Origin of the sequence: Pelomonas margarita (assembly GCF_043555875.1) — a bacterium.
In the GTDB taxonomy this organism is placed as follows: domain Bacteria; phylum Pseudomonadota; class Gammaproteobacteria; order Burkholderiales; family Burkholderiaceae_C; genus Pelomonas; species Pelomonas margarita.
In genome coordinates this window covers 223,787-249,373 of the sequence record NZ_JBIGHW010000007.1, presented here as the reverse complement: position 1 = coordinate 249,373, position 25,587 = coordinate 223,787, and the positions used below count along the sequence as shown (strand labels likewise).

Below are 25,587 nucleotides of genomic sequence, written 5' to 3'. Positions count from 1 at the left end.
GATTCTCTTTCTCCGGGGTTACAGGGCGAGCAGGGGCAGGATCAGCACCCGAGCGGGTGCAGCAAGGGCACGCCGAACAGGTCGCTGGCGTGCTTGTAGAAATCGGCGCGGCGCGCGTTCTTGCGCCGGGCGTCGGGGCTGTCGGGCTTGTCGCACTCCAGCGGGCCGTTGATGGCGCGGGTCGTCGCGCCGAAGCCGGCGCCACTGCGGATGGCCGCGTGCGAGGCCTGGGGCGACTCGCCGGGCTGCGTCATCCAGTACCACAGCGCCGTGCGCCAGGCGACCGTGGAGTCGCGCGCCACGCGGTCGGGGTCGCTCCACAGGTCGATGCCGAGAAAGTCGCCGGCTGCCTTGTACTGGTAGTTCCAGCTCAGCTGGATGGGGCCGCGGCCGTAGTACTGCTGGCCCGGCGCGCAGGACAGGCGCGCGTCGTCGCGGCAGTACTTGTCCCAGTTAGCGCGCTTGTACTCGCGCTGCGCGCGCAGCTGGTCGCTCTCGTGGGCGATCTGGCCCAGGAAGGCCGCCATCTCCTGGCGCCGCTGTACCGGGCTGCCCCAGTCCGCGAAGCCGGGCGTCTGGCGCACCGCCTCGGTGAAACCCTCGTAGCTGTAGAACGCGATGCGCTCCGGGAACAGCGCATCGAACTGCGCCCGGCTGGGCAGGAACGGCGAGGCGTCGGCGGCAGCTGTCAGCGGCAGCAGCGCAAGCGACAGGCGGGCGAGTACACGAATCATGTGACGGTTCGTTGCAGGACTGGCAGCGACTGTCCGCCCGTGCGCCTAAGCGCTGCTTCAACGCCTTGTTAAGGCCGTCTTAACGCGCCCGGCGCCAGAATCGCGGCCATGCGAATCTGCTTGCTTGAGGACGATCTGGAGCTGGGCCGCTCGCTGCAGGCCCTGCTGCAGAACGCCGACCACGAAGTGATGTGGCTGCGCCGCATCGCCGACGCGCGGCTGTGGATCGCCGAGGGCGGTTTCGACGCCGTCGTCATGGACCTGGGCCTGCCCGACGGCGACGGCATGGAGTTGCTGCGCGTGCTGCGCCGTAGCCACCGCAAGCTGCCGCTCATCGTCATCACCGCGCGCGACGCCATCGAGGACCGGCTTGACGGCCTGGACGGCGGCGCCGACGACTATCTCGTCAAGCCCTTCGCCGGTTCCGAGCTGCTGGCGCGGCTGCGTGCCGTGGTGCGCCGCACCCAGGGCGATGGCGCCGAGGCCCAGCCCGCCGAATGGCAGCTGCGCGACCTGGTGCTGGATGAGCCGCGCATGGAGGTGCGCCGTGGCGTGGAGCGCGTGCCGCTGTCGCGCACCGAATTCACCATCCTGCTGACGCTGATCAAGCTGCCTGACCGCGTCGTCACCCGTCGCCAGCTGGAGAACCGCGCGCCCTGCCAGATGGACGGCCGCAGCCTGGACGTGCACATCTCCAACTTGCGCCGCAAGATCGGCGAGGGCTACATCCGCACCGTGCGCGGCGTGGGCTACCTCGTCGAGCGTGGCAATTGAGATCGCCTGTAGGGCGGGTCGCGACCCGCCAACGCCAGCAACCCGGCGAGTCGGAACCCGCCCTGCCCACATGAGCACCGCACCCCGTTCCCTGTTCCGGCGCAGCCTCGGCGCGGTCTTTGCCGTGCTGTTCCTGTGCTGGCTGTTCCTCGTCGCGCGTGAGCTCATCGACATCCGCGTGCTGCAGGTGAAGAACGGCCAGGCCGAGAACATGCTGTGGGCCGAGCTGGCGCTGGAGCGCGCGCGCGACACCCATGTCGACCCCGCAGCGCTGGCCCAGGCGCTGCAGGCGCTGGAGGGCATGCGCGAGCGCGAGTGGCGGCTCAAGGGCCACCGCACGCCGTTCCGGCTGCTGCAGGTCATCCGGCGCGACGTGGTGCTGTCCGAGCTGAAACCCGACCTCACCGGCCGCGACCGTGTGCTGCCGCAGGAGAGCGTGCCGGGCCAGGACGAGCGCTGGCTCTATACCGAGGTCAGCGACGCTGCACGAGAGCTGGTCGTGCGCCGCTGGCAGGAGCGCCCCGGCGACTGGCATTTCAGCCTCGCCGGCCTGAGCTACTACGCCCGCCCGCTGCTGTACGGCCTGCCGCTGCTGGCGCTGCCGCTGTGGCTGTTGTTCCGCCTGGGCTTTGCGCCGCTGCAGCGCATCGGCGCGCAGATCTCGGCGCGCTCGGCGCAAGACCTGACGCCGCTGCCCGCCACGCGCTACGTGGAGCTGGCGCCGCTGGTGGGCGCCGTCAACTCGCTGATGGCGCGGCTGCAGCAGCGGCTGGACCGCGAACACGAGTTCCTTGCCGATGCTGCTCACGAGCTCAAGACGCCGCTGGCCGTCATCCAGCTTGGCGCCGAAGGGCTGGATCAGCCCGACCCGCGTGCCCGCGACGAGTCGCGCGAGCGTCTGCGCCTGGGCGTGCAGCGCGCCACGCACACCGTGCACCAGCTGTTGGCGCTGGCCCGCTCCGGCGCCGACACGCTGGACCTCAGCAAGACCCGGCACGACCTCGTGGACCTCGTGCGCGAGCGCGTGGCGCTGGCCGTCGGGCTGGCGCTGCAGCGGCAGATCGAGCTGGCGCTGGAGGCGCCCGAACAGATCACGATGTGGCTGAACCGCGAGTCCCTGTGCAGCCTGATCGACAACCTCGTCGACAACGCCGTCAAGTACTCCCCGGCCGGCGGCCACGTGACCGTGACGCTGGCGGACGTGGGCGAGCAGGTCGTGCTGACCTGTAGCGACCAAGGCCCCGGCATCCCGGCCGAACTGCGCGAGCGCGTCTTCGAGCGTTTCGTGCGCCTGGCCGGCGGCCAGCCCTGCCATGGCAGCGGCCTGGGGCTCACCATCGTCGAGCGGGCCGCCGCGCAGCACGGCGCCACGGTGGCCTTGCTGGACGGGCCGCAAGGGCGTGGGCTGACGGTGCAGGTCAGCTTCCCGCGAGGTGAGGGCTGAGCAGTCAGGGGCTGAGCAGCGGCAAGCGATGCACGCCGTGCGCCGGCAGCTTGACCATGCAGGCCACGAACAGCGGGTGCGCCAGCCAGCCGTTCAGCCAGCCCCGCACGGACGGCAGATCCAGCGTTGCGAACCAGGCCGGGTCCACTGCGGCGAACTGGCGCACGAAGGGCATCACGGCCAGGTCGGTGGCGCACGGCGTGTCGCCGCCCAGGTAGGGCGCGTTGTGCAGCCGGGCCTCCAGCGGGCGCAGCAGGGCGTCCACCGCGCCGTCGCGGTGGGCGTCGGGTGCCAGCAACTCGCCCGGGTAGCGCTGCGGGTATTTCCAGCGGTCCAGGTGGCGCTTGAAGTCGCCGTCATTGCGCTGCAGCAGCGCCAGGTTCTCGGGCGACTGCGACCGCGCCCACCCGCCCCGTGCATCGCGCGGTGCCAGTGCCCAGCGCATGATGTCCCAGCTCTCCTCGATCACGCGGCCATCGGGCAACAGCAGCACGGGCACCGTGCCCTTGGGCGACACCGCCAGCAGGCTGGCCGGCTTGGCGCGCAGGCTCACCTCCACCGCCTCAACGTCCTGCCCGGCCTGCAGCAGCGCCATGCGGGCGCGCATCGCGTAAGGGCAGCGCCGGAAGGTGTAGAGCCGCGGCAACGGCGGTCCGCCGGACAAGTGTGGCGCGTGTGCGGTCATGGCCCCGGCGTGACCGTCAACGTGCCCACAGCACCTCGAACTGCTGCCGCGCCCCGCCCACCTGCAGCGACACCTCGTCACCCTCGCACTTGCCCAGCATGGCCGCGCCCAACGGGGCCTCGCTGCTGATCACCTGAACGACCTGATCGCCGCTGGCCACGCTCATGCTGCCACCGGGCGGGCCGAGGAACAGCTGTTGCTGCCGGTCGTCGGCATCGACGAGGCAGGCCAGCGTGCCCAGCTGTATGCCCTTGCCGGCGTCGTAGGCGCCGGGGCGGAACTGGCGCCAGTGGGACATCGCCGCGCGAATGGCCTGCGCGCGGCGCGCCTGGCCGGTGGCCAGGTAGGCCGCTTCCAGGCCCAACGTGTCGTACTTGTTCTCGGCGATGTTCTCTTCGTGCGTCGCCGTTTCATGCGCGAGCTGCGCGGCGCGTTCGGCTTGCAACAGGTCTTCGGCGAGCCGGTCCAGCACCTGCTGTTGCAACAAAAGTTTGTCCATGGGGAAAGGTTGGGAGGGCTCGAACAAGCGGGGCGGCGTGATTGTGAAGGCGCTTCGGCGGCGGTCGCGCGGGCCTGCCGCCGGATGCGGGGAGGCTGTCGCGTCCGTGTCAGGCGGGATACATCGATGGCCGCCCGTGCCTCAGGTCGTACACGCAGCGCCCACCGGGCTTGTGGCGCAACACAAGGCGCCGCTTGAGGGCCTCCCGATCTCCAGACATACGTCCCCACTTCAGTCGTTAAGTGGGGACGTAGCCTGTCAGCTCATCGTCCTGGCCTCAAGGACGTGGGTAATTGATCGCTTACGGCTAATACGTTATGTTCCACGAGCGAGCGTCAAAGAAATTGGGAGAAACACATGGATGGCCTACTTATCCTCGCTGCCGGGCTACTTCTTGGCGTAGTCCTCGCCCAGGCCTATGCCTCATTGCGCGTCCACCAACTTCGCAAACAGGGCGTCTATCCACAATCGGGTCAAGCCTCGGATGCGGACGTGATGCGCTTGCTGAAGAGTGGCTACAAGGTTGAGGCCATTCGCTGCCACCGAGAGATTCATCAGACATCCCTTAAGGCAGCCAAGCAGGCGGTAGAGAGCTTGTCGGTTTGAATGCCAGCCATGCTTCGTTCTCCATCCACCAGCGCCTTAATGGGCGTTGCATGGGGTGCCTCCACCACTGCGCGCTTCGGCAACGCCAAGCGCGCGCCCTGAACTTTGACGTTGAACGACCGCTTCAGGGCGTCGAGTTCGACAAGTCGAAGGATGGCAGCCGCTGCGAAGCAGCTACCTCGCTGAGTCCACCGCGTCCAACGCCAGCGCAGCTGACCTATCTACTCGCTCCGCCCAAGCACCCGCCCGGCGCGCGCTTGCGGCGTGCCGGCCTCTAGCGCCAGCGCCCCATTGACCCACATCGCCGCGATGCCCGCCGCGGCCTCGCAGGGCTGGCCGTAGTCGGCCCGGTCGGCCAGTTGGTCGGCGTTGAACAACACCAGGTCGGCCGCGGCGCTCGCGCGCAGCAGGCCGCGGTCGCGCAAGCCGAAGCGGGCCGCCGTCAGCCCGGTCATCTTGTGCACGGCGGCCTCCAGCGTCAGCAGGCCGCGCTCGCGGCCGTAGCGGGCCCACACGCGCGGGAAGGCGCCCCAGAGCCGCGGGTGCGGGAAGCGGTCGTGCGGCAGGCCGTCGGAGCCGATCATGGCCAGCGGGTGCGTGAGGATGCGGTCCACGTCGGCATCGCACATCTGGAAGTAGCAGGCGCCGCCCGGCTGCAGCCGCGCCACGGCCGCGGGCTCGCTGCAGCCCCAGTCGCGGGCGATGTCGGCCAGCCAGCGGCCGGCCAGTTCGGGGTGGGCCTCGCTCCAGGTCAGGCGGATGGGCGTCGCGCCGTCGGCCAGGTCCTCGCGCAGCACGGTGGAGCCGGCGAGATACGGGTAGACGTCCAGCCCCAGCGCCTGGCGCTGGCTGAGCCGCTCGATTAGCGCCAGCGTCTGCAGGCTGCGGCCCCACTGCGCGCGGCCGGCGCATTTGTGGTGCGAGATCACCAGCGGCAGGCCGGCCGCGTGCGCGCAGTCGGCGGCCTCGGTGATGGCGCCGAGCACGCCGGCCATCTCGTCGCGAAGGTGCACGGCGTAGACGCCTCCGTGCCGTGCGGCGACGCGGGCCAGCGCCAGCAGTTCTTCGTTGTCCGCTGCGGCGGCGGGTGCGTAGAAGGTGCCCGAGGACAGACCTGCCGCGCCTTCGCGCATCGCGTCGTCCAGCAGCGCGCACATCGCGCCGCGCTCGGCGGGTGTGGCGGGGCGCGACAGGTCGGTCATGCAGCGCAGCCGCAGCGCCGTGTGGCCTACCAGGCCCACGGCATTGACGGCGGGCCGGGCGGCGTCCACGGCGGCGCGCCAGGCGGCGAAGGACGCGTGGCGGAAGTGCTCGCGCGCCAGCAGGTTCAGCGGCGGCGGCGGGTCGGCCGTCACCAGCGGCGACAGCGAGAGGCCGCAGTTGCCGGTCACGACCGTCGTCACGCCCTGCGTGAGCTTGGGCGCCATCGCGGGCGTGGCCAGCAGCGCGGCGTCGTCGTGGCTGTGCGCGTCGATGAAGCCGGGCGCCAGCACCAGGCCGCGGCAGTCGCGGCGCGGCACGGCGGCGTCGACATCCAGCTGCGGCGCCAGTGCCGCGATGCGGTCTCCGGTGATCAGCAGGTCGCCCGTCCAGCCCGGTGCGCCGCTGCCGTCGACGATGAGTGCGCCTTGCAGCAGCATCACGCGAAGTGCGTGGTGATCGCGTCGACGACGCGGTCGTTCTCGTCCACGACGGCCAGCCAGGCCCATTTGTCGAAGGTGGTGCAGGGGTGCGACGGGCCCAGCGCCACGCGCTCGCCCACGACCGGGCCGTCGCATTCGAGCGGGTCCCAGCGCAGGTAGGCGTGCTGGTCGTTCAGCCCGGTGACCTGCCAGCCGGCGGGCGCCGCCGTGCGCTGGCCGTTCTCCACGCGCCACACGGGCAGCGGCCAGCCCTGGTCGAAGGACACATCGCGCCGGCCGGCGTTCAGCAGCGCCAGGCCGGGCTCGGGGGTGGACAGCACCTGCGTCCACACCTCCAGCGCGGGCTGCAGGCTGGCGCTGCCCAGGCGCTCGTCGATGACGCCGACGTAGCGGCCGTAGTGCGCATGGTCGTGGCACACGTAGCAGCCCGAGCGCAGCAGGCCCAGTCTCGGTGTGGGGCCGGGTCGCCCCTGCAGCACCGGTGCGACGAGGTCGAACAGCGCCGAGCCGCCGCCGCTGAGCCACAGTGGCTGCACGCCGAGCAGGCCCTCGGCCTCGATGTCGGCCAGCAGCGCCTCGACGCGCGCCTGCCACTGCTGCATCAGCGCCGTGTCGGGGCCGGTCTCGCCCAGCACCTGCAGGCCCTCGTAGAAGCCGATGCCGCGCAGCCGCAGCGCCGGGTGGTGCTGCAGCGCGCGGGCCAGCGCCAGGGCTTGCGCGTGATCACGAACGCCGCAGCGCGTGGTGCCGAGTTCGATCAGCACGTCGAGCTTCTCTTCGTTGCCGCCCGGCCAGTGCGCCGCGATCAGGTCCAGCTGCGCTGGCGAGTCCACGAAGAAGGCCAGCTCCAGCCCGGCATGCGCGCGGCGCAGCGCCAGCAGTTCGGCCAGGTCGGCGCGGCTGACGAGCTGGTTGGCGATCAGCGCCCGCCGCGCGCCCGCCGCGAGGCCCAGGCGCAGCTGGTGCACGTTGGCAAACGTCAGCCCCCAGGCGCCGGCGTCCAGCTGGCGGCGGAACAGCTGCGGGCTCATCGTCGTCTTGCCATGCGGCGCGAGCTGCACGCCGCGCTCGGTCGCGAAGCGCTGCATCCAGTCGATGTTGTGCGCCAGCGCGGCCTGGCGCACGACGGCCAGCGGCGTGGGCAGTTCGGCCAGCTGCCAGCCGCGCTGCGCCACGTCGGCCAGCGGCAGCGGCGGCTCGGTGGCGGGGAAGCCCTTGAGCCACGGGCCCAGTGTGTCGGCGGGGTTCATGGCGCCATCATCGCGGTGCTGTCTGAAGGTCGTCTAAAGGGTGCGCTTGCGCGTGCCGAGCGGGCCCACCAGACTGCCGCCATGACCTCCTTACTGACCTTCCTCGGCGCCGAGCCCACCGCCAGCGACCGCCAGCCCCGCCCGCTCTCGCCCGCCGTACGCGCGGGGGACTTCGTCTACGTGTCCGGCCAGGTGCCGGTGGATGCGCAGGGCCACATCGTCGATGGCGGCATCGAGGCGCAGACGCGCCAGGTGTTCGCCAACCTGGAGGCCGCGCTCGCGCTGGCCGGCGCCACGCTGGCGGACGTCTGCAAGGCCAGCGTGTGGCTGGAGGACGCGCGCGACTTCGGCGCCTTCAACCGCGTCTACATGGGCTACTTTCCCGGCGGCAAGCCGGCGCGCTCCACCGTGGAGTCGCGGTTGATGATCCCGGCCAAGGTGGAGATCGACGTGGTGGCCTACAAGCCGGTTCAGGCCGGCTGAAGCTTGGTCACCGGCACGAAGGCCGGCTGCCCCTTGAGCTGTACTACCGTCTCGCCCTGGCGGTGGATGACGTGCTGGGCCACGTGCACATGGCCCTGGTAGCGCACCTTGTCGCCGGGCTTGATGACGGGCTCGGGCGGCCGCGCGGGCAGCACAGGCCGTGCCGCCGCCCGGGTGCTGCGCATGGTGTCGCGCAGTTCGCGGTGCAGGTCGGGTGACGTCTTGGCCAGCGTGTTCAGCGCGCGGGTCACGGCGGTCTTGAGCTGGTCGGCCGTGAACGGTTTCTTCAGCACGAAATGCGCGCCGAGCGCCTCGGCCTCGAACTCGTGCTCGGGCTTCACCTCGAAGCTCAGCAGCGACAGCTGCAGCGTGGGTTGCACGTCGCGCAGGCGCTGGAATAGCTGGAGTCCACTCAGCGTGGACTTGCCGAACCAGTCGGTGATGATGAATTGCGGCTTGAACGCCAGCCCCTGGGCCAGGGCCGTGTCGGTGTCGGCGCAGCACAGGATGTGTTCGGGCGCGAAGCCATGGCTTTGCAGCAGTTGTCGGGCGAAGGTCTGGACGCCAGCCAGCGGGTCAACGACGAGGAATTTCACGGGATCGTTCTTGTCACTGTGCGCTGCGGATCACTGACAGCGCATCGGGCGCGATTCTGCGGGCCGCCGCGGTTGCATCCTGTGACAAACCGCCTGCTGCCGCGCTTTTTTTGCAGGCCAACTTCAGCCCGGCGCCGGCCGGCGCTGGAGCTCGTCCACGCAGGCGCGCAGCTGCCGCCAGAAGGCAGGGTCCAGCGAGGTGGCCATGTTCACGCGCATCAGCGAGCCGGGCCGGCGCGTGGCGCTGAACAGCGCGCCGGGCGCCGTCAGCCAGCCGGCGTCCAGCAGCGGCTGGGCCAGGCGTTCGGTGTCCACGCCGGTGTCCAGCCAGCCGAACAGGCCGTCGGGCGGCGTGGCCCACTGAAAGCCCTGCCGGGCCGCCAGCGCCGCGACGCGCTGCCGGGCTGCGCCCAGCCGCTCGCGCAGCCGCTGCGCGTGGCGGCGCAGCCGGCCTTGCTCCAGGCACAGCGCGACGGCGCGCTCCAGCACGGGCGAGCTGGTCAGGCCGTCTAGCAGCTTGGTGTCCGTCAGTGCCGTCAGCCGCTCGGGCGCGGCCGCCAGGTAGCCCACGCGCCAGGCCGGCGTCAGCACTTTCGAGAAGCCGCCCACGTAGACGACGCGGCGCAGCCCGTCCAGCGCGGCGAGCCGTGGCAGGTGCTCGGGGGCCAGGAAGCCGTAGCTGTCGTCCTCGATGACGAGAAAGTCGTGCTCGTCGGCCAGGCGCAGCAGCTGGTGGGCGGTGGCGAGGTCCAGGCTGTGGCCGGTGGGGTTGTGCAGCACCGACACCGTCAGGTAGGCGCGGGGCGCGTGCTGGGCGGCCAGCGCGGCCAGCACGGCCAGATCCGGGCCGGCCGGGCCGCGCGGCACGGGCAGCAGCCGGATGCCGGCCTGCGTCAGGCGCGCAAAGATGACGGACCAGCCGGGGTCGTCCACCAGCACCGCGTCGCCGGGCTGCAGCTGGGTGCGGATGAGCAGGTCCAGCGCATGCGTGGCGCCATTCGTGGTGAGGATCTGTGCCGGGCCGGCGTGGATGCCCAGGTCGGCCAGTCGCTGCGACAGCGCCACGCGCAGCCGCTCGTCACCGCTGGGGTCGCCGTAGCTCATCTGCACCGCGGTGTCGCTGCTGAGCCGGCGCAGCGCCGACTGCAGCAGCGTCGGGTCCAGCCAGTCGGCGGGCAGCGTGCCCAGGCCCGGCGAGCGGGCGGCATCGGCCTCGAACATGCCGCGGATCAACGCCGTCGCGTCCACCGGGGCCTGGCGGGGCAGGGCGCTGGCAGGCCGCGCGGCCCGGGCGGTGGTGGCTGGCGGCCGCGTTTCGCGCACGAAAAAGCCGCGTTGCCGCCGCGCCTCCACCAGGCCGGCGGCCTGCAACTGGTCGTAGGCCGCGACGACGGTGTGCGGGCTGACGCCGTGCTGGCGCGCACAGTCGCGCACGGAGGGCAGGCGTGCGCCGGGCAGCAGCAGGCGCTCGCGGATGCGCTGGGCGTAGCGCTCGGCCAACTGGCCGGCCAGAGGCTGGCTGGCGTCGCGCTGCAGGGGCGAGGGTGTACCGGTGGGCATGGCAGTACAGATTCAGGCTGTGGTTGACATACTGTACTGGTTCTGTACTGGTTGCTGTGCCTAGACTGAGCATATGCCCGGGTTGCCCCTCTCCACCACGACGTCGTCTGACACCGCGCGCGGCCTGCTGCTGGGCGTGGCGGGCGTGTTCATGTTCGCGCTCAGCATCCCGATGACGCGGCTGGCCGGTGGCAGCGCCGAGGCGCCGCAGCTCGACCCGGTGTTCGTCGCCTTCGGCCGCGCGGCGGTGGCGGGCGTGCTGTCGGCGGTCTACCTGGCCGCCACCGGCGCGCGGCGGCCGCGCGGGCGAGAGTGGGCGCTGCTGGCCTTCACGGCGGCCGGCGTCGTGTTCGGCTGGCCGGTGTTGCTGGGGTTGGCAGTGCGGCAGGTGGATGCCGTGCATGCGTCGGTTGTCTCCGGCGTGCTGCCGCTGGCCACGGCCGTCATCGCGGCGGCGGTTCTGCGTCAGCGGCCCAGTGCGGGCTTCTGGGTCTGCGCGCTGGCGGGGCTGGCGCTGGTGATCGTCTTTGCCGCCTGGCGCGGCGCGGGCGGGCTGGAAGTCGCCGACGCGTTGCTGCTGGGTGCCGTGGTCTGCGCGTCGGCGGGTTATGTGAGTGGCGCTCGCTTGTCAGTTGCCCTGACGGCGGAGCAGGTGATCTGCTGGGTGCTGGTGCTGAGCCTGCCGCTCACGGTACCGGTGGCCGTGTTCACGCGGCCCGTGGCGCCGGTGGCGGCGTCGGCGTGGCTGGGCTTCGCCTATGTGTCGCTGGTGTCGATGTGGATCGGCTTCTTTGCCTGGTATCGCGCGCTGGCGCTGGGCGGCACGCTGCGTGTGAGCCAGGTGCAGGTGCTGCAACCGTTTCTGTCCATGCTGCTGGCCGTGCCCCTGCTCGGCGAGCGGCTGGACGCGATGACGCTGCTGTTCGCGGCCGCCGTGCTGGCGGTGGTGTGGGTGGGCAAGCGTCAGCCAGTGGATGTTCGGGAGGGCCCATGACGGATCGATGTTTCACGACACAACTCGGCACCGGCCAGGCGCTGACGCTGGCCGCCACGCGCAGCGCGCGGCGGCTGGTTGTCACGCAGGGGCGGCTGTGGGTGACGCTGACCGGCAGCACCGCGGATCACTGGCTGAGCGCCGGTGACGGGCTGACGCTGCCGGCCGGCACCCAGGCCGTGGCCGAGGCCTGGCCCGAGGCGTCTTTTCAATTGCTGCAGCCGGCCGTTCCGCGCCCGAGCCCGGCGCGGGCCAGTGCTAGGCTGCCCGTTTTCAAATTTGGCGTCATCACCTCATGAGCACCATCTGGACCCAGGCGCGCCGTGCCGCGCGCATGAACCCGTCCATCATCCGGGAGATCCTCAAGGTCACCGAGAAGCCGGGCATCCTGTCCATGGCCGGCGGCCTGCCCAGCGCAGACACCTTTCCCGTCGACGCGATCAAGGCCGCCTGTGACCGCGTGCTGACGCACACGCCGCGCGAGTCGCTGCAGTACGCCGCCAGCGAGGGCTACGCGCCGCTGCGCGAATGGGTGGCGGCGCGGGCGGCGTCGCTGGGCATGACGGTGTCGCCGGACCAGGTGCTGATCACCAGCGGCTCGCAGCAGGGCCTGGACCTGGTGGGCAAGATCCTCTGCGACGCCGGTGCACCGGTGGCCGTGGAGACGCCCACCTACCTCGGCGCGCTGCAGGCCTTCACGCCTTTCGAGCCGCTGTTCGCCAGCCTGGATAGCGACCACGAAGGGCCGCGCCCGGAAGCTATTCGGCAGTTGCCGCATGACGCACCGGGCACCCGCTTCGCCTACCTGCTGCCCAATTACCAGAACCCGACGGGGCGCGTGATGGGCGCACAGCGCCGCGTGGATGTGGTGGAGGCGCTGCGCCGGGCCAACGTGCCCTTCGTCGAGGACAACCCCTATGGCGACCTGTGGTTCGACGAGCCGCCGCCGGCATCGCTGTCCAGCCTGTGGCCCGAGGGTTCGCTGTACCTGGGCTCGTTCTCCAAGGTGCTGACGCCGGGTTTCCGGCTGGGCTACCTCATCGCGCCGCGCGAGCTGTACCCCAAGCTGCTGCAGGCCAAGCAGGCGGCTGACCTGCACACGCCGGGCTTCAACCAGCGCGTGGTGCACGAGGTGGTGAAAGACGGCTTTCTGGAGCAGCATGTTCCTTCCATCCGCGCGCTCTACAAGGCCAACCGGGATGCGATGGCCGAGGCGCTGCGCGAGCACCTGCCGGCGGGTTGCGACTGGCAGTCGCCGGCCGGCGGCATGTTCTTCTGGATCCGCCTGCCTGCCGGCCTGGACGCGATGGCCCTGCTGCCGCGCGCGGTGGACGCAGGCGTGGCCTTCGTGCCCGGCGCGGCCTTCTATGCCCAGCAGCCCGACCCGCGCACGCTGCGACTGTCCTTCGTGACGTTGACGCCCGACCTCATCCGCGAGGGCGTGGAGAAGCTGGGCCGGCTGCTGCACGAGGCGCTGGAGTCGGCCACGGAGCATGCGCCATGAGCGCCGCGCCGGGCTGCCTCAAGCAAGCTCGCTCCCGCCTGGCGGGGCAAGCCGCAGGCCGAAGGGGGCAGCCATGACCCAGCTGCGCCGCTTCGCCCAGGTCGACGTCTTCACCGCCGAGCCGCTGAAGGGCAACCCGCTGGCGGTCGTCATCGACGCCGCGGGCCTGTCCGATGCGGACATGGCCGCGTTCGCGCGCTGGACCAACCTGTCCGAGACCACCTTCCTGCTACCGCCCACCGACCCCGCGGCCGACTACCGCGTGCGCATCTTCACGCCCGGTGGCGAGCTGCCCTTCGCTGGCCACCCGACGCTGGGCAGCGCGCATGCCTTCCTGGCCAGTGGTGGCGATGTGAAGAAGCCCGGCGAAGTGGTGCAGCAATGCGCCATCGGGCTGGTGCGCGTGAAGCGCGACGGCGCGCGGCTGGCCTTCGCGGCGCCGCCGCTGCGCCACAGTGGGCCGGTCGATTCGGCGGGCCGAGCGCAGGTGCTGGCGGCGCTGCGCATCGCGCCGGCGCAGTTGCTGGATCTGGTCTGGTGCGACAACGGCCCGGGCTGGATGGCCGCTCGCCTGCCGGACGCCGCCTCGGTGCTGGCGCTGCAGCCGGATTTTGTTGCCATGCAGGGCCTGAAGCTGGGCGTCGTCGGCGCCCATCCCGAGGGGGCGGACTGCCAGTTCGAGGTGCGCGCCTTTGTGCCCGACCTCGGCGTGCCGGAAGACCCGGTGACCGGCAGCCTCAACGCCGGCCTGGCGCTGTGGCTGCAGGGCGCGGGTCTGGCGGGCGACCACTACGTGGCCGCGCAAGGCGCCGCGCTGGGCCGCGCCGGCCGCGTGCACGTGACGCGCGATGCCGAGGCCACCTGGATAGGCGGCGACGTCACGCCGCTCATCCACGGCCAGGTGCGGCTGTGATGGTGGCGCCCGTGCTCACCGAGGAGCTGTTCCGCGAGGATGCGACGCTGCTGGCCTGCGAGGCCCGCGTCATCGCGCACGGCGAGGGCGGCGTGCTGCTGGACCGCACGGTCTGCTACCCGCTGGGCGGCGGCCAGGCTGGCGACACCGGCTGGCTGAGCGCCGGCCCGCAGCGCCGGCGGATCACCGACACGCGCAAGAGCAAGGAGCAGCCAGGCGCCATCGTCCACCTCATGGACGGCGACACGCTGCCGGCGGTCGGCGCTGTTGTGCAGGTGAACGTGGATGCCCCCAGGCGCCAGGCGCACCGGCGCTTTCACACGGCCACGCACCTGCTGTGCGCGCTGCTGCCGTATCCGGTCGATGGCTGCTCCATCACCGAGGGCTACGCGCGGCTGGACTTCCACACCGATCAGCCCTTCGACAGGGACGCTCTTCAGGCCGGGCTGGACCGCCTCGTGGCCGAAGCCCATCCGGTGCGCCACCGCTGGATCAGCGAGGCCGAGCTCGATGCCAACCCGGGCCTGGTGCGCTCCATGAGCGTGCAGCCGCCGCGCGGCCTGGGGCGCGTGCGGGTGCTGGAAATCGAGGGCGTGGACCTGCAGCCCTGTGGCGGCACGCACGTCGCCAACACGGCGGAGATCGGCGCGGTCGTCGTGACCAAGATAGAGAAGAAGTCCGCCAAGACCCGCAGGGTCGTGCTCGGCTTTTCGGGCTGAGGCCGCTGGCTACACTGCGCCGCTATGTCCGGCCCAGACATCCAACTCATCATTCCCGAGTCGCCAGAGGACTGGCAGGAGACCCGCCACATCCTGCGCGACTACGCCAACAGCCTGCAGGTGGACCTGTGCTTCCAGGGCTTTGAGGAGGAGCTGGCGGCGCTGCCGGGGCCCTACGCACCGCCTGACGGGCTGATGCTGCTGGCGCTGGTAGACGGCGCGGTGGCTGGCAGCGGCGCATTCCGCCCGCTGCGGGATGCCGACTACCCCAATGCCTGCGAGATGAAGCGCCTGTACGTGCGCCCGGCCTTCCGGCGTTTCGGCCTGGGGCGGCTGCTTGCTCAGCAGCTGATGGATCGAGCCACCGAGGCCGGCTATTCGTGCATGCTGCTGGATACGCTGGACGACATGGAGGCCGCGCGTGGCTTGTACGAGAGCCTGGGCTTCGTCGAAGTGCCGCCGTTCTACTTCAACCCCATCCCTGGCGCCCACTACCTGAAGGTGGAGCTGGGTGGCTTCCGCCCGAGTTACTTCGGATAACAGCCTAGAGTGCCGGCCATGGCACTTGACTACGACATCCGGCCCCTGGGCGCCCACCGCTGTCTGCTGGGCGAATCGCCGCTCTGGCATCCCGACGAGCAGCAGTTCTATTGCGTGGACATCCCCGGCCGCCAGGTGCTGCGCTGGCGCGAGGGCGCGGATGCGCCCGACGTCTTCCCGCAGGCGGCTGAACCCGGCTGCATTGCAGCGCGCCAAGGTGGTGGGCTGATCGTGGCGCGGCGCGACGGCCTGTGGGCGCTGGACACCGCTAGCGGGGCGCTGACGCCACTCGCCGCGCCGCCCTACGACCCTGCTCGCCAGCGCTACAACGATGGCAAGCCCGACGCCGCCGGCCGCTTCTGGATCGGCGCGCTCAGCGATGCGCGCGAGCCCGAGGCCGCGCTCTGGCGCATCGACGCTGCCGGCGCCCACGCGCAGCTGGACGGCATCGTGACTTCCAACGGCCTGGCCTGGAGCCCGAACGGCCGCAGCGTCTATCGCAGCGACACCAAGGCCCACACGGTCTGGCGCCATGACTTTGACGTCGAGGCCGGCACGCTGGGCGAGGCGCAGGTCTTCGCCCGTTTCGAGCCGCGCGCCGCCGGCCAGCCTCTGGAAAGCTACGGCGGTCGCCCGGACGGGGCGGCGGTGGACGAGTCCGGTGCCTATTGGGTGGCCATGTTTGAAGGCGCGCGATTGCTGCGTTATGCAGCCGACGGCCAGCTGCTGGAAGATATCGCGCTGCCGGTGCGCTGCCCCACCATGCCCTGTTTCGGTGGGCCGGATCGGCGCACGCTGTTCATCACGACGGCTTGCGACAAGCGCCCCGCCGACGAACTTGCCCGCGAGCCCTGGGCTGGTGCCGTATTGACGCTGCGCGTAACCGTGCCGGGCCTGCCCGCGCAGCGCTGCAGGCTCTGACGCGCCGGCGCCCGTTCGCCCCCCGTTGACCGGGGGTTGCCGGCTCGCGCGTGGGGTTGCTTTTGGGAAAGTACGGGTAACCACATATACTCCCGTGGTTTTGCCGGCCGGCATTTGTGTCGGCGCCCTTCGTCCCGTCAACGCCGACATGACTGCCAGCCCTGAGGTTCGCCCTGCCAGCAGCCCCGTCAGCCCGTGGGACGACGACGCGCCCGACTCCGTGCCCGTGCCGCCCTGGACCGCCCAGCAGGTGCAAGCCCTGCTGGTGCGCGAAAAGCCCCTCTCGCCCTGGCGCGTGGTGGCCATCCAGGCGGGGGTCGGCGGCTTGTTGGCGCTGGCGTGGTGGCTTCTTGGCTCTGCGCCCGCGCAGCAGGTGCGCTCCACGGTCTGGGGCGCGGTTGCGGTGGTGTTGCCCCATGCCGTCATGGCCTGGGGTCTGCGTCGTCCGGCCGTCCAGGCTCAGGCAGCGTTCCTGTCGTTCCTCGTGTGGGAACTGATCAAAGTGGGCCTCGCGGTCGTCATCCTGGTGGCGGCGGCGTGGCTGGTGCGGGATCTGAGCTGGCCGGCTTTGCTGGTGGCGCTGATTGCGTGCCTGAAGGTACATCTGGGGGCCTGGTGGTGGTTGAGCCGGGCCGTTCAACGAACGAATTGAGTCATAGACGATGAGCAGCGAACAGCACGCGCCCAGCGCCGGTGAGTACATCACCCACCATCTGCAGCACCTGCAGAAGAACTTCGCGTTCGAGAGCGTGAAGCAGAAGGACATCGTCGACTTCAGCCTCTACAACTTCGACTCCCTGGTCGTGGCCACGGTGCTGGGTTTCCTGGGCGTATTCCTGCTGTGGCTGGGGGTGCGCAAGGCGACCTCCGGCGTGCCGGGGCGCTTCCAGGCGGCGGTCGAGATCCTGTTCGAGATGGTCGACAACCAGGCCAAGAGCGTGATCGACAACGCCAAGAGTCGCGCCTTCGTCGGCCCGCTGGCGCTGACGGTGTTCGTCTGGATTTTCCTGATGAACTTCATGGACATGCTGCCGGTCGATGCGCTGCCGCAGCTGTGGCATACGGCCGGCCCCGCCCTGGGCTTCAAGGATTACCTGCGTGTCGTGCCGACGGCCGACCTGTCCACCACGCTGGGCATGTCCACTTTCGTGCTGCTGCTGTGCATCTATTACAGCGTCAAGATCAAGGGTCTGGGCGGCTGGGGTCACGAGCTGATCGCCGCCCCGTTCGGCGATCACTGGGCGCTGTGGCCGTTCAACTTCCTGATGCAGATGATCGAGTTCCTGGCCAAGACCGTGTCTCACGGCATGCGGCTGTTCGGCAACATGTTTGCTGGTGAACTCGTGTTCATGCTGATCGCGCTGATGGGCGGCGCGTTTGCGATGAGCGTGACGGGTTTCAGCATGGCCTTTGGCCACGTTGTGGCCGGCACGATCTGGACGCTGTTCCACATCCTCGTGATCGTGCTGCAAGCGTTCATCTTCATGATGCTCACGCTGATCTACATCGGTCAAGCGCACGACCATCACTGATTTTTCTTTCCTGTTCCCTTTCCTTTTTCTTCACTGTCTCTAGGAGATTTCAAATGAACGACATCCTCGGTCTGGTTGCTCTGGCTTGCGGCATCATCGTGGGCCTCGGCGCCATCGGCGCTTCGATCGGCATCGCGCTGATGGGCGGCAAGTTCCTGGAGTCCTCGGCCCGTCAGCCTGAGCTGATGAACCAGCTGCAGACCAAGATGTTCATCCTGGCCGGCCTGATCGACGCCGCCTTCCTGATCGGCGTCGCCATCGCCCTGCTGTTCGCCTTCGCCAACCCGTTCGCCGCGACCCTGCTGGCCAACCTGCCGAAGTAATCACCGGCCCCTTTCAGGCTTGAAAGGAGATAAGCCGTGAACATCAACGCAACACTGTGGATCCAGTGGATCCCGTTTGCGATCCTGGCATGGGTGACGGCTCAGTTCATCTGGCCCGTCATCGCCAAGGCGCTGGACGAGCGCGCCGCGAAGATCGCCGACGGCCTGGCCGCCGCTGATCGCGCCAAGAGCGAACTCGCTTCCGCCAACAAGGCGGTGGAGACCCAGCTGGCGCAGACGCGCACCGAATCGACCAAGCTGCTGGGCGACGCTGAAAAGCGCGCCGCAGCCATCGTCGAAGAGGCCAAGAAGCGCGCCGAGGACGAGGCAGCCAAGATCATTGCCCAGGCCAAGGCCGACGCCGACCAGCAGGTCGTGCGTGCCCGCGAGGCCCTGCGCGAGCAGGTCGCCGTGCTGGCCGTGAAGGGCGCCGAGGCCATCCTGCACAAGGAAGTCAACGCCGGCGTTCATGCCGATCTGTTGGCGCGTCTGAAGCAGGAGCTCTGACCATGGCAGAACTCGCCACCATCGCCCGCCCCTACGCCGAGGCGCTGTTCCAGGTTGCCCGCAACGCCGACCTGGCCGCCTGGCGCGGTCAGCTCGACGCTCTGGCCGCCGTGGCGGGTGACGCCGCGCTGCGCCAGTTCGCCGACCATCCCAAGACGTCGGCTGAACAGGTTGCCGCCGTGGCCGCCGAAGCCGCAGAGAAGCAGCTGGGCCAGTCCCTGCTGCCCGGCGTGCGCAACTTCCTGCAGACGGTGGTCGAGAACCGCCGGCTGGATGCTGTGCCAGCTGCGGTCGCGCAGTTCCACACGCTGGCGGCTGGCGCCCTGGGCGTTGCCGAGGCGCAGGTTGACAGCGCCTATGCGCTGGACGCTGCCCAGCTCGTCGAGCTGACCGAGGTGCTGGAAAAGCGCTTCGGCCGCAAGCTGAAGTTGGATGTGCGTGTCGACCCGACGCTGATCGGCGGCGTGCGCGCCACCGTCGGCGACGAAGTGCTCGACACCTCCGTGCGCGCCCGTCTGGAGCGCATGAAGACCGCGTTGATTGCCTAAACACCCAACCACCTGGCGCCTGGGCGCCAGGTCGGGAGACCGACATGCAACTGAACCCTGCAGAAATTTCCGAATTGATCAAGAGCCGCATCGAGGGCCTGGCCCCCAGCGCGGACATCCGCAACCAGGGCACCGTCGTGTCGGTCTCGGACGGCATCGTCCGTGTCCACGGCCTGTCGGACGTGATGCAGGGCGAAATGCTCGAATTCGCGGCCGCCCCGGACGGCACGCAGACCTTCGGTCTTGCGCTGAATCTGGAGCGTGACTCCGTCGGTGCCGTGATTCTGGGTGCCTACGAGCACGTCTCGGAAGGCCAGACCGTCAAGTGCACGGGCCGCATCCTGGAAGTGCCGGTCGGCCCCGAGCTGATCGGCCGCGTCGTGAACGCGCTGGGCCAGCCCATCGACGGCAAGGGCCCGATCAACGCCAAGATGACCGACGTCATCGAAAAGGTCGCCCCGGGCGTGATCGCCCGTAAGTCGGTGGACCAGCCGGTGCAGACCGGCCTGAAGTCGATTGACTCCATGGTGCCCGTCGGCCGTGGCCAGCGCGAGCTGATCATTGGCGACCGCCAGACTGGTAAGACCGCCGTCGCCATCGACGCGATCATCAACCAGAAGGGTCAGAACATGACCTGCGTGTACGTCGCCATCGGCCAGAAGGCGTCGTCCATCAAGAACGTCGTGCGCGCTCTCGAGCAAGCCGGCGCAATGGAGTACACCATCGTCGTGGCGGCCTCGGCCTCTGACTCTGCTGCCATGCAGTACGTGTCGGCCTACTCCGGCTGCACGATGGGCGAGTACTTCCGCGACCGCGGGCAAGACGCGCTGATCGTCTACGACGATCTGTCCAAGCAGGCCGTGGCCTACCGCCAGGTCTCGCTGTTGCTGCGCCGCCCGCCGGGCCGCGAAGCCTTCCCTGGCGATGTGTTCTATCTCCACAGCCGCCTGCTGGAGCGTGCCGCCCGCGTGAACGCCGACTATGTCGAAGCCTTCACCAAGGGTGAGGTCAAAGGCAAGACCGGTTCGCTGACGGCCCTGCCGATCATCGAAACGCAAGCCGGTGACGTGTCTGCCTTCGTGCCGACCAACGTGATCTCGATCACCGACGGCCAGATCTTCCTGGAAACCAACCTGTTCAACGCCGGTGTCCGCCCCGCCATCAACGCCGGTATCTCGGTGTCGCGCGTCGGTGGTGCTGCCCAGACCAAGCTGATCAAGTCGCTGTCCGGCGGTATCCGTACCGACCTGGCCCAGTACCGTGAGCTGGCTGCGTTCGCGCAGTTCGCTTCCGACCTGGACGAAGCCACCCGCAAGCAGCTGGACCGCGGTGCCCGCGTGACGGAATTGCTGAAGCAGGCCCAGTACTCGCCGCTGTCCATCTCGCTGATGGGTGCGTCGCTGTATGCCGCCAACAAGGGCTTCATGGACAGCATCGAAGTCAAGAAGGTTCTGGCCTTCGAGCACGGCCTGCACCAGTTCCTGAAGACCAGCCACGCCGCGCTGCTCCAGACGCTGGAGACCAAGCAGGCGATGGACAAGGACGCCGAGGCCGAACTGAACGCCGCCATCACGGCGTTCAAGAAGTCCTTCGCCTGAAGCCACGGAACAGCGGGGCTGAGCCTCCACACTCAACCCCGCACTGACTAGGAGTTCGAATGGCTTCAAGCAAAGAAATCCGCGGCAAGATCAAGTCGGTCGAGAACACCAAGAAGATCACCAAGGCGATGGAGATGGTCGCCGCATCCAAGATGCGCAAGGCGCAGGAACGGATGCGCTCGGCCCGCCCCTACGCCGAGAAGGTCGGCAACATTGCCGCCCAGCTCGCCCTGGCCAATCCTGAATACCGTCATCCCTTCCTCGTGAAGAACGACGATGCGAAGGCGGCTGGCATGGTGGTCGTCACGACGGACAAAGGCTTGTGCGGTGGTCTGAATACCAACGTGCTGCGCGCCGCTGCCAACAAGCTCAAGGAGCTTGAAGGCCAGGGCCAGAAGACCGATGTTGTCGCCATTGGCGGCAAGGGCTTCGGGTTCATGAACCGCATCGGCGCCAAGGTTGTGGCCCACGCCACGCAGCTCGGTGATGCCCCGCACATCGAGACGCTGATTGGTCCGGTGAAGGTGCTGCTGGATGCGTACGCAGAAGGCAAGCTGTCGGCCGTCTACCTCAGCTACACCCGTTTCATCAACACGATGAAGCAGGAAGTGGTTGTCCAGCAGCTGCTGCCGCTGAAGGCCGAAGCGCTGGCAACGGACAAGGCCGGTCACTCGTGGGACTACGTCTACGAGCCCGATGCCGCCACCGTCATCGACGAGCTGCTGCTGCGCTACACGGAAGCGCTGGTGTTCCAGGCTGTCGCCGAGAACATGGCCAGCGAGCAGTCCGCCCGCATGGTGGCCATGAAGGCCGCCACCGACAACGCCGGCACGCTGATTGGCGAGCTGAAGCTGGTCTACAACAAGACCCGCCAGGCCGCGATCACGAAGGAACTGTCCGAGATCGTCAGCGGCGCCGCCGCCGTGGGCTGATCAGGTCAAGCAGGCAAGCAATACGGAATTGAAGGAACGAAAAAATGGCTAACACTCAAGCAGTCGGCAAGATCGTTCAGTGCATCGGCGCCGTCGTGGACGTGGAATTCCCGCGCGACAACATGCCCAAGGTGTACGACGCGCTGAAGATGGAAGGCTCGGCCCTGACGCTGGAAGTCCAGCAGCAGCTGGGCGACGGCGTGGTTCGCACCATTGCGCTGGGTTCGTCCGACGGCCTGCGCCGCGGCACCGAGGTCTACAACACCGGCGACACCATCCAGGTGCCGGTCGGCAAGGCGACCCTCGGCCGCATCATGGACGTGCTGGGCAATCCCATCGACGAGCGCGGCCCGGTGTCGTCCGAGCTGAGCGCCTCCATCCACCGCAAGGCCCCGGCCTACGACGAGCTGAGCCCGTCGCAGGACCTGCTGGAAACCGGCATCAAGGTGATCGACCTGATCTGCCCGTTCGCCAAGGGCGGCAAGGTGGGTCTGTTCGGTGGCGCCGGCGTCGGCAAGACCGTGAACATGATGGAGCTCATCAACAATATCGCCAAGGCGCACAGCGGTCTGTCCGTGTTCGCCGGCGTGGGTGAGCGCACCCGCGAGGGCAACGACTTCTATCATGAGATGTCGGACTCCGGCGTCGTCGTGCAAGAGAAGCTCGAAGACTCCAAGGTCGCCATGGTCTACGGCCAGATGAACGAGCCCCCGGGCAACCGTCTGCGCGTGGCCCTGACCGGCCTGACCATCGCCGAGTCGTTCCGCGACGAAGGCAAGGACGTGCTGTTCTTCGTGGACAACATCTACCGCTACACGCTGGCCGGTACCGAAGTGTCCGCACTGCTGGGCCGCATGCCTTCCGCCGTGGGCTATCAGCCGACGCTGGCCGAGGAAATGGGCCGCCTGCAGGAACGCATCACGTCGACCAAGGTCGGCTCGATCACGTCCATCCAGGCCGTCTACGTCCCCGCGGACGACCTGACCGACCCGTCGCCTGCCACGACCTTCGCCCACTTGGACGCTACCGTCGTGCTGTCGCGTGACATCGCTTCGCTGGGTATCTATCCCGCCGTGGACCCGCTGGACTCGACCAGCCGCCAGATCGACCCCAACGTCGTCGGCGAAGAGCACTACACGACGACCCGTGCCGTGCAGGCCGTGCTGCAGCGCTACAAGGAACTGCGCGACATCATCGCGATTCTGGGCATGGACGAACTGTCGCCGGAAGACAAGCTGGCCGTGGCTCGCGCCCGCAAGATCCAGCGCTTCCTGTCGCAGCCCTTCCACGTCGCCGAAGTGTTCACGGGCACGCCGGGCAAGTACGTGCCGCTGAAGGAAACCATCCGCGGCTTCAAGATGATCGTGGCGGGCGAGTGCGACTCGCTGCCCGAGCAGGCCTTCTACATGGTCGGCACCATCGACGAAGCGTTCGAGAAGGCGAAGAAGATTCAGTAAGGCTTCGCATTCGGGCCTGATGTGGCGTTGCCGTGCTCGCTGGACGCGAGTCCAGCTCTGCGCGGCGCCTCGCCTCAGACCCGACCGCTCGCTGACTGAACCCTCTTTCCGTTAAACAAGGATCAATCTCATGGCAACCCTCCACGTCGACGTGGTCTCCGCCGAAGAGCAGATCTTCTCCGGCGAGGCCAAGTTTGTGGCCCTGCCGGGCGAGAGTGGCGAGTTGGGCATTCTGCCGCAGCACACGCCGCTGATCACCCGCATCAAGCCGGGCGCCGTGCGCATCCAGCGTGCCGACAACGACCAGGAAGAATTCGTGTTCGTGGCCGGTGGCATTCTGGAAGTGCAGCCCCACCGCGTCACCGTGCTGGCCGACACCGCCATCCGCGGCAAGGACCTCGACGAAGCCAAGGCCATCGAGGCCAAGAAGCTCGCCGAAGAAGCGCTGCGCAACGCCAAGGACAAGCTGGACCAGACGGCGATCCAGAACGAACTGATGGGCCTGGCTGCGCAGATCGCTGCGTTGCGCAAGTTCAACAGCAAGAAGTAAGTCAAGGCTTACGGCTTTCCTCCGAAGAGCGCGGCAATGGCCGCGCTTTGCGTTTGGGGGGGCATTTTCACGGGGATGGCGCCTGCTTTCTGGCGCTTCGGCATCTCGGGCCTGCAAGCCTTGCTACCGATAATTGCGCCGTCCCTGGATTGCATAGTGCCGCCTGATTCATGACTGACTTCCAAGTTCGCCGCTGGGCCGCATGGGCGCCCAGCCTGCAGACGCAGGAGGCCTGGGTGGGCTGGTTGAGTGCGCCTGTGTGGCCATTGGCCCCTGTCGATGCGGTAGCGCCGCTTGCCGAGGTGTCGGCGATGACGCGTCGGCGCATCGATCCGTTGGGTCGTGCCGCATTGCAGGTCGCCTGGGGCGCGCAGGGGGCCGAGCCGACCGGACCCGTGGTGTTCGCGTCGCGCTGGGGCGAGATCGCCCGCTCCGTGGCGCTGCTGCGCCAGCTCAGTGCGGGTGAGCCGCTGTCGCCCACGGCGTTCAGCCTGTCCGTGCACAACGCCAGCAGTGCCCTCTATTCCATTGCACGAGGTGACACCGCCAACTACGCCGCCGTGTCGGCCGGCGAGGCCAGCGCGGCGGCCGGCGTCTGTGAGGCCGTGGGCCTGCTGGCGGACGGCGCGTCGCAGGTACTAGTCGTCTCCATCGAGGCCGCATTGCCGGAGCCGTATGAGGGCTTCGAGCGCTACCCCGGGCCACTGCGAGCCTGGGCGGTGCTGCTGGAGCCGGCAGAGCTAGGTCTGCGTCTAGTGGCAGCGCCGTCTGGCGACCGACAGCAGGTCGACGATTTGCCGGCCGATCTTGCGACGTTGCGGTTCCTGGTGGGTTCTGCCGCGCGGTGGCGCCAGTCCAGTCCGCAAGGTGGCTGGCTGTGGAGCCGTCATGGCTGAGTTGCTGGTTTGGCCGGGTAGGCTGTGGCGCATCGTCGCGACGGCGATCGCCTTCGCCAGTTTCGGCATGGGCGGGGTGTTGCTCTGGCTGCTCGTGTTCCCGCTGCAGGCCCTGCGGTGGCGTGACGTTGCGCGTCGCCAGCAGGCGGCTCGCACGATGGTGCAGACGGTGTTTCGCCTGTTCGTCCGCTGGATGCGCCTGCTGGGGCTGATCGACTACGAGGTGCGTGGTCTCGAGAAGCTGCAGCGCCGTGGCCTGCTGATACTCGCCAATCACCCCACACTGATCGATGTGGCCTTCCTCATCGGTTTCGTGCCCAATGCCAGTTGCGTGGTCAAGTCCACATTGGCCGATCACCCCTGTACGCGTGGCCCAGTGCGGGCAACGGGCTACATCTGCAACAATCCCGATGCTGATTTGTTGCGCGCCTGTATCGACACACTGGCGATGGGCAGCAACTTGATCATCTTTCCTGAAGGCACACGGTCGCGGCCTGGGCAGCCGCTGAGGATGCAACGTGGTGCTGCGCAAGTCGCGTTACGCGGCGGGCTTGACATCACGCCGGTACGCATCCGTTGCGAACCGCTCGGTCTTTACAAGGGGCAGCCCTGGTGGGCCGTCGCTAGGCGCAAGTTGTGCTTCACCTTCGAGGTTGGCGACGATCTGCCCTCTGCGCCTGTGCTGGCGGCGGCGGGGGGTGAGCATGGCCGCGCGGCCAGGCGCCTGACGGAAAGTCTGATCCAGTTTTTTTCGGAGCCCGTGCGGGCGCCGGGTTGAGGTGTTGAAGGGGAGTCATGCAAGCGCTGGAAAAAGAAATCAAGGAGCTGCTGATCTCGGCACTCCAACTCGAAGACCTCAAGCCCGATGACATCGACGCCGAACAGGCGCTTTTCGTCGAAGGCCTGGGCCTGGATTCCATCGACGCGCTGGAGCTGGGCCTGGCCTTGCAGAAGCGCTACGGCCTGAGCATGGCGGCCGACTCGGTCGAGACCCGCAAGCATTTCGCCAGCATCCGTGCGTTGGCGCAGTTCGTCGACAGCCACCGCAAGATCGCCGCCTGAACGCCGAGGAATGACCGCCATGACCGACCAAGAAATCTTTGATCGCCTGCGCAGCATCCTCGTCGAGACCTTCGACATCGAGGCCGACCGCATCGCCCCGCAGGCCAGGCTCTATGACGACCTGGACATCGACAGCATCGATGCCGTGGACCTGATCGTGAAGCTCAAGCCGCTGGTGGGCAAGCGCCTGCAGCCCGAGGCCTTCAAGGCCGTGCGCACGCTGCAGGACGTCATCGACGCGCTGCAGGGGTTGCTGAAGGAAGGCGCCGAGTCCTCCGAGGTCGGCGACCGCCCGGCGGCGGCCACGACCGCCTGAC

The 25,587-nt window shown here is 68.8% G+C and carries 31 protein-coding genes; 24 read left to right on the top strand and 7 right to left on the bottom strand.

Annotated elements, in window-relative coordinates; genetic code table 11:
* Positions 1-41: 41 nt before the first annotated feature.
* A complete protein-coding gene (locus ACG0Z3_RS14725; RefSeq protein ID WP_394398681.1) occupies positions 42-734 on the bottom strand; it encodes a chitinase in 693 nt (230 codons plus the stop codon).
* 108 nt (positions 735-842) lie between these two features.
* Between ACG0Z3_RS14725 and ACG0Z3_RS14720 the strand changes: the two genes are divergently transcribed.
* Positions 843-1,508, top strand: a complete 666-nt coding sequence (locus tag ACG0Z3_RS14720) for a response regulator transcription factor (protein WP_394398679.1) — start codon at positions 843-845, stop codon at positions 1,506-1,508.
* A gap of 70 nt (positions 1,509-1,578) precedes the next feature.
* Positions 1,579-2,952 carry a sensor histidine kinase gene (locus tag ACG0Z3_RS14715; protein ID WP_394398677.1) on the top strand — a complete coding sequence of 458 codons (1,374 nt, stop codon included), beginning with the start codon at positions 1,579-1,581 and terminating at the stop codon, positions 2,950-2,952.
* A 4-nt stretch (positions 2,953-2,956) separates the two neighbouring features.
* On the opposite strand, the gene ACG0Z3_RS14710 is transcribed toward ACG0Z3_RS14715, so the two are convergent.
* Together ACG0Z3_RS14710 and ACG0Z3_RS14705 are read right to left on the bottom strand one after the other, a co-directional pair.
* Entirely contained in the window at positions 2,957-3,637 is a 681-nt protein-coding gene (locus ACG0Z3_RS14710) for a glutathione S-transferase (RefSeq protein ID WP_394398675.1), read from the bottom strand.
* Positions 3,638-3,653: 16 nt separating this feature from the next.
* The gene (locus tag ACG0Z3_RS14705; protein ID WP_394398673.1) at positions 3,654-4,136 is read right to left on the bottom strand and encodes a GreA/GreB family elongation factor; all 483 of its coding nucleotides are present in this window, start codon (positions 4,134-4,136) and stop codon (positions 3,654-3,656) included.
* A gap of 357 nt (positions 4,137-4,493) precedes the next feature.
* On the opposite strand from ACG0Z3_RS14705, the gene ACG0Z3_RS14700 reads away from it, so the two are divergent.
* Positions 4,494-4,742 (top strand): hypothetical protein, encoded by a 249-nt coding sequence (locus tag ACG0Z3_RS14700; RefSeq protein WP_394398671.1) that lies wholly within the window; start codon positions 4,494-4,496, stop codon positions 4,740-4,742.
* A 221-nt stretch (positions 4,743-4,963) separates the two neighbouring features.
* Here ACG0Z3_RS14700 and ACG0Z3_RS14695 read toward each other — a convergent pair whose 3' ends face one another.
* Together ACG0Z3_RS14695 and ACG0Z3_RS14690 are read right to left on the bottom strand one after the other, a co-directional pair.
* Positions 4,964-6,382, bottom strand: coding sequence for an N-acyl-D-amino-acid deacylase family protein (locus ACG0Z3_RS14695; protein ID WP_394398669.1), 1,419 nt, complete (start codon positions 6,380-6,382; stop codon positions 4,964-4,966).
* Entirely contained in the window at positions 6,382-7,635 is a 1,254-nt protein-coding gene (locus ACG0Z3_RS14690) for an alanine racemase (RefSeq protein WP_394398667.1), read from the bottom strand. The genes ACG0Z3_RS14695 and ACG0Z3_RS14690 overlap by 1 nt, the downstream gene beginning before the upstream one ends.
* An 81-nt stretch (positions 7,636-7,716) precedes the next feature.
* On the opposite strand from ACG0Z3_RS14690, the gene ACG0Z3_RS14685 reads away from it, so the two are divergent.
* Positions 7,717-8,118, top strand: coding sequence for a RidA family protein (locus ACG0Z3_RS14685; RefSeq protein ID WP_394398665.1), 402 nt, complete (start codon positions 7,717-7,719; stop codon positions 8,116-8,118).
* Here the strand turns inward: ACG0Z3_RS14685 and ACG0Z3_RS14680 are convergent.
* Both ACG0Z3_RS14680 and ACG0Z3_RS14675 read right to left on the bottom strand, forming a co-directional pair.
* Complete coding sequence (locus ACG0Z3_RS14680) at positions 8,106-8,714, bottom strand: response regulator (RefSeq protein ID WP_394398663.1); 609 nt, start codon at positions 8,712-8,714, stop codon at positions 8,106-8,108. The genes ACG0Z3_RS14685 and ACG0Z3_RS14680 overlap by 13 nt on opposite strands.
* Before the next feature lie 123 nt (positions 8,715-8,837).
* A complete protein-coding gene (locus ACG0Z3_RS14675; protein ID WP_394398661.1) occupies positions 8,838-10,274 on the bottom strand; it encodes an aminotransferase-like domain-containing protein in 1,437 nt (478 codons plus the stop codon).
* 82 nt (positions 10,275-10,356) lie between these two features.
* Between ACG0Z3_RS14675 and ACG0Z3_RS14670 the strand changes: the two genes are divergently transcribed.
* The 20 genes from ACG0Z3_RS14670 (at position 10,357) to ACG0Z3_RS14575 (ending at position 25,586) form a co-directional block, all read left to right on the top strand.
* Positions 10,357-11,268: a DMT family transporter gene (locus ACG0Z3_RS14670; protein WP_394398659.1), complete on the top strand. Its 912-nt coding sequence runs from the start codon at positions 10,357-10,359 to the stop codon at positions 11,266-11,268.
* Positions 11,265-11,567, top strand: a complete 303-nt coding sequence (locus ACG0Z3_RS14665; protein WP_394398657.1) for a DUF2917 domain-containing protein — start codon at positions 11,265-11,267, stop codon at positions 11,565-11,567. The genes ACG0Z3_RS14670 and ACG0Z3_RS14665 overlap by 4 nt, the downstream gene beginning before the upstream one ends.
* Positions 11,564-12,772 carry an aminotransferase-like domain-containing protein gene (locus ACG0Z3_RS14660; protein WP_394398655.1) on the top strand — a complete coding sequence of 403 codons (1,209 nt, stop codon included), beginning with the start codon at positions 11,564-11,566 and terminating at the stop codon, positions 12,770-12,772. The genes ACG0Z3_RS14665 and ACG0Z3_RS14660 overlap by 4 nt, the downstream gene beginning before the upstream one ends.
* Before the next feature lie 73 nt (positions 12,773-12,845).
* Positions 12,846-13,685, top strand: coding sequence for a PhzF family phenazine biosynthesis protein (locus ACG0Z3_RS14655; RefSeq protein WP_394398653.1), 840 nt, complete (start codon positions 12,846-12,848; stop codon positions 13,683-13,685).
* A complete protein-coding gene (locus ACG0Z3_RS14650) occupies positions 13,685-14,404 on the top strand; it encodes an alanyl-tRNA editing protein (RefSeq protein WP_394398651.1) in 720 nt (239 codons plus the stop codon). Before ACG0Z3_RS14655 ends, ACG0Z3_RS14650 begins: the two co-directional genes overlap by 1 nt.
* A 24-nt stretch (positions 14,405-14,428) precedes the next feature.
* The gene (locus ACG0Z3_RS14645) at positions 14,429-14,944 is read left to right on the top strand and encodes a GNAT family N-acetyltransferase (protein WP_394398649.1); all 516 of its coding nucleotides are present in this window, start codon (positions 14,429-14,431) and stop codon (positions 14,942-14,944) included.
* An 18-nt stretch (positions 14,945-14,962) separates the two neighbouring features.
* A complete protein-coding gene (locus ACG0Z3_RS14640; protein ID WP_394398647.1) occupies positions 14,963-15,865 on the top strand; it encodes an SMP-30/gluconolactonase/LRE family protein in 903 nt (300 codons plus the stop codon).
* A 148-nt stretch (positions 15,866-16,013) separates the two neighbouring features.
* Complete coding sequence (locus ACG0Z3_RS14635) at positions 16,014-16,517, top strand: ATP synthase subunit I (protein ID WP_394398645.1); 504 nt, start codon at positions 16,014-16,016, stop codon at positions 16,515-16,517.
* Positions 16,518-16,527: 10 nt separating this feature from the next.
* Positions 16,528-17,397 carry a F0F1 ATP synthase subunit A gene (atpB, locus tag ACG0Z3_RS14630; RefSeq protein WP_394398643.1) on the top strand — a complete coding sequence of 290 codons (870 nt, stop codon included), beginning with the start codon at positions 16,528-16,530 and terminating at the stop codon, positions 17,395-17,397.
* A gap of 53 nt (positions 17,398-17,450) precedes the next feature.
* Positions 17,451-17,720 carry a F0F1 ATP synthase subunit C gene (gene atpE / locus ACG0Z3_RS14625; RefSeq protein ID WP_268167015.1) on the top strand — a complete coding sequence of 90 codons (270 nt, stop codon included), beginning with the start codon at positions 17,451-17,453 and terminating at the stop codon, positions 17,718-17,720.
* A gap of 36 nt (positions 17,721-17,756) precedes the next feature.
* The gene (locus tag ACG0Z3_RS14620; protein ID WP_394398641.1) at positions 17,757-18,227 is read left to right on the top strand and encodes a F0F1 ATP synthase subunit B; all 471 of its coding nucleotides are present in this window, start codon (positions 17,757-17,759) and stop codon (positions 18,225-18,227) included.
* A gap of 2 nt (positions 18,228-18,229) precedes the next feature.
* Complete coding sequence (locus ACG0Z3_RS14615; protein WP_394398639.1) at positions 18,230-18,775, top strand: F0F1 ATP synthase subunit delta; 546 nt, start codon at positions 18,230-18,232, stop codon at positions 18,773-18,775.
* A gap of 44 nt (positions 18,776-18,819) precedes the next feature.
* On the top strand, positions 18,820-20,373 hold the full coding sequence (gene atpA, locus ACG0Z3_RS14610) for a F0F1 ATP synthase subunit alpha (RefSeq protein WP_394398637.1): 1,554 nt from the start codon (positions 18,820-18,822) through the stop codon (positions 20,371-20,373).
* Between the two features lie 59 nt (positions 20,374-20,432).
* Positions 20,433-21,305 (top strand): F0F1 ATP synthase subunit gamma, encoded by an 873-nt coding sequence (gene atpG, locus ACG0Z3_RS14605; RefSeq protein ID WP_394398635.1) that lies wholly within the window; start codon positions 20,433-20,435, stop codon positions 21,303-21,305.
* Positions 21,306-21,349: 44 nt separating this feature from the next.
* Complete coding sequence (atpD, locus tag ACG0Z3_RS14600; protein WP_394398633.1) at positions 21,350-22,762, top strand: F0F1 ATP synthase subunit beta; 1,413 nt, start codon at positions 21,350-21,352, stop codon at positions 22,760-22,762.
* A gap of 130 nt (positions 22,763-22,892) precedes the next feature.
* Positions 22,893-23,312, top strand: a complete 420-nt coding sequence (locus ACG0Z3_RS14595; RefSeq protein ID WP_394398631.1) for a F0F1 ATP synthase subunit epsilon — start codon at positions 22,893-22,895, stop codon at positions 23,310-23,312.
* A gap of 170 nt (positions 23,313-23,482) precedes the next feature.
* Complete coding sequence (locus tag ACG0Z3_RS14590; RefSeq protein WP_394398629.1) at positions 23,483-24,208, top strand: beta-ketoacyl synthase chain length factor; 726 nt, start codon at positions 23,483-23,485, stop codon at positions 24,206-24,208.
* Positions 24,201-24,986: a lysophospholipid acyltransferase family protein gene (locus ACG0Z3_RS14585; RefSeq protein ID WP_394398627.1), complete on the top strand. Its 786-nt coding sequence runs from the start codon at positions 24,201-24,203 to the stop codon at positions 24,984-24,986. Before ACG0Z3_RS14590 ends, ACG0Z3_RS14585 begins: the two co-directional genes overlap by 8 nt.
* Before the next feature lie 17 nt (positions 24,987-25,003).
* Positions 25,004-25,270, top strand: coding sequence for a phosphopantetheine-binding protein (locus tag ACG0Z3_RS14580; RefSeq protein WP_394398625.1), 267 nt, complete (start codon positions 25,004-25,006; stop codon positions 25,268-25,270).
* 19 nt (positions 25,271-25,289) lie between these two features.
* Positions 25,290-25,586 carry an acyl carrier protein gene (locus tag ACG0Z3_RS14575; RefSeq protein ID WP_394398623.1) on the top strand — a complete coding sequence of 99 codons (297 nt, stop codon included), beginning with the start codon at positions 25,290-25,292 and terminating at the stop codon, positions 25,584-25,586.
* Position 25,587 lies beyond the last annotated feature (1 nt).

What these genes read in the sequence shown, in the direction of transcription:
- ACG0Z3_RS14725 (WP_394398681.1), bottom strand. Translation starts at nt 734, where the DNA reads ATGATTCGTGTACTCGCCCGCCTGTCGCTTGCGCTGCTGCCGCTGACA.
- ACG0Z3_RS14720 (WP_394398679.1), top strand. Translation starts at nt 843, where the DNA reads ATGCGAATCTGCTTGCTTGAGGACGATCTGGAGCTGGGCCGCTCGCTG.
- ACG0Z3_RS14715 (WP_394398677.1), top strand. Translation starts at nt 1,579, where the DNA reads ATGAGCACCGCACCCCGTTCCCTGTTCCGGCGCAGCCTCGGCGCGGTC.
- ACG0Z3_RS14710 (WP_394398675.1), bottom strand. Translation starts at nt 3,637, where the DNA reads ATGACCGCACACGCGCCACACTTGTCCGGCGGACCGCCGTTGCCGCGG.
- ACG0Z3_RS14705 (WP_394398673.1), bottom strand. Translation starts at nt 4,136, where the DNA reads ATGGACAAACTTTTGTTGCAACAGCAGGTGCTGGACCGGCTCGCCGAA.
- ACG0Z3_RS14700 (WP_394398671.1), top strand. Translation starts at nt 4,494, where the DNA reads ATGGATGGCCTACTTATCCTCGCTGCCGGGCTACTTCTTGGCGTAGTC.
- ACG0Z3_RS14695 (WP_394398669.1), bottom strand. Translation starts at nt 6,382, where the DNA reads ATGCTGCTGCAAGGCGCACTCATCGTCGACGGCAGCGGCGCACCGGGC.
- ACG0Z3_RS14690 (WP_394398667.1), bottom strand. Translation starts at nt 7,635, where the DNA reads ATGAACCCCGCCGACACACTGGGCCCGTGGCTCAAGGGCTTCCCCGCC.
- ACG0Z3_RS14685 (WP_394398665.1), top strand. Translation starts at nt 7,717, where the DNA reads ATGACCTCCTTACTGACCTTCCTCGGCGCCGAGCCCACCGCCAGCGAC.
- ACG0Z3_RS14675 (WP_394398661.1), bottom strand. Translation starts at nt 10,274, where the DNA reads ATGCCCACCGGTACACCCTCGCCCCTGCAGCGCGACGCCAGCCAGCCT.
- ACG0Z3_RS14665 (WP_394398657.1), top strand. Translation starts at nt 11,265, where the DNA reads ATGACGGATCGATGTTTCACGACACAACTCGGCACCGGCCAGGCGCTG.
- ACG0Z3_RS14660 (WP_394398655.1), top strand. Translation starts at nt 11,564, where the DNA reads ATGAGCACCATCTGGACCCAGGCGCGCCGTGCCGCGCGCATGAACCCG.
- ACG0Z3_RS14655 (WP_394398653.1), top strand. Translation starts at nt 12,846, where the DNA reads ATGACCCAGCTGCGCCGCTTCGCCCAGGTCGACGTCTTCACCGCCGAG.
- ACG0Z3_RS14650 (WP_394398651.1), top strand. Translation starts at nt 13,685, where the DNA reads ATGGTGGCGCCCGTGCTCACCGAGGAGCTGTTCCGCGAGGATGCGACG.
- ACG0Z3_RS14645 (WP_394398649.1), top strand. Translation starts at nt 14,429, where the DNA reads ATGTCCGGCCCAGACATCCAACTCATCATTCCCGAGTCGCCAGAGGAC.
- ACG0Z3_RS14640 (WP_394398647.1), top strand. Translation starts at nt 14,963, where the DNA reads ATGGCACTTGACTACGACATCCGGCCCCTGGGCGCCCACCGCTGTCTG.
- ACG0Z3_RS14635 (WP_394398645.1), top strand. Translation starts at nt 16,014, where the DNA reads ATGACTGCCAGCCCTGAGGTTCGCCCTGCCAGCAGCCCCGTCAGCCCG.
- atpB (WP_394398643.1), top strand. Translation starts at nt 16,528, where the DNA reads ATGAGCAGCGAACAGCACGCGCCCAGCGCCGGTGAGTACATCACCCAC.
- atpE (WP_268167015.1), top strand. Translation starts at nt 17,451, where the DNA reads ATGAACGACATCCTCGGTCTGGTTGCTCTGGCTTGCGGCATCATCGTG.
- ACG0Z3_RS14615 (WP_394398639.1), top strand. Translation starts at nt 18,230, where the DNA reads ATGGCAGAACTCGCCACCATCGCCCGCCCCTACGCCGAGGCGCTGTTC.
- atpA (WP_394398637.1), top strand. Translation starts at nt 18,820, where the DNA reads ATGCAACTGAACCCTGCAGAAATTTCCGAATTGATCAAGAGCCGCATC.
- atpG (WP_394398635.1), top strand. Translation starts at nt 20,433, where the DNA reads ATGGCTTCAAGCAAAGAAATCCGCGGCAAGATCAAGTCGGTCGAGAAC.
- atpD (WP_394398633.1), top strand. Translation starts at nt 21,350, where the DNA reads ATGGCTAACACTCAAGCAGTCGGCAAGATCGTTCAGTGCATCGGCGCC.
- ACG0Z3_RS14595 (WP_394398631.1), top strand. Translation starts at nt 22,893, where the DNA reads ATGGCAACCCTCCACGTCGACGTGGTCTCCGCCGAAGAGCAGATCTTC.
- ACG0Z3_RS14590 (WP_394398629.1), top strand. Translation starts at nt 23,483, where the DNA reads ATGACTGACTTCCAAGTTCGCCGCTGGGCCGCATGGGCGCCCAGCCTG.
- ACG0Z3_RS14585 (WP_394398627.1), top strand. Translation starts at nt 24,201, where the DNA reads ATGGCTGAGTTGCTGGTTTGGCCGGGTAGGCTGTGGCGCATCGTCGCG.
- ACG0Z3_RS14580 (WP_394398625.1), top strand. Translation starts at nt 25,004, where the DNA reads ATGCAAGCGCTGGAAAAAGAAATCAAGGAGCTGCTGATCTCGGCACTC.
- ACG0Z3_RS14575 (WP_394398623.1), top strand. Translation starts at nt 25,290, where the DNA reads ATGACCGACCAAGAAATCTTTGATCGCCTGCGCAGCATCCTCGTCGAG.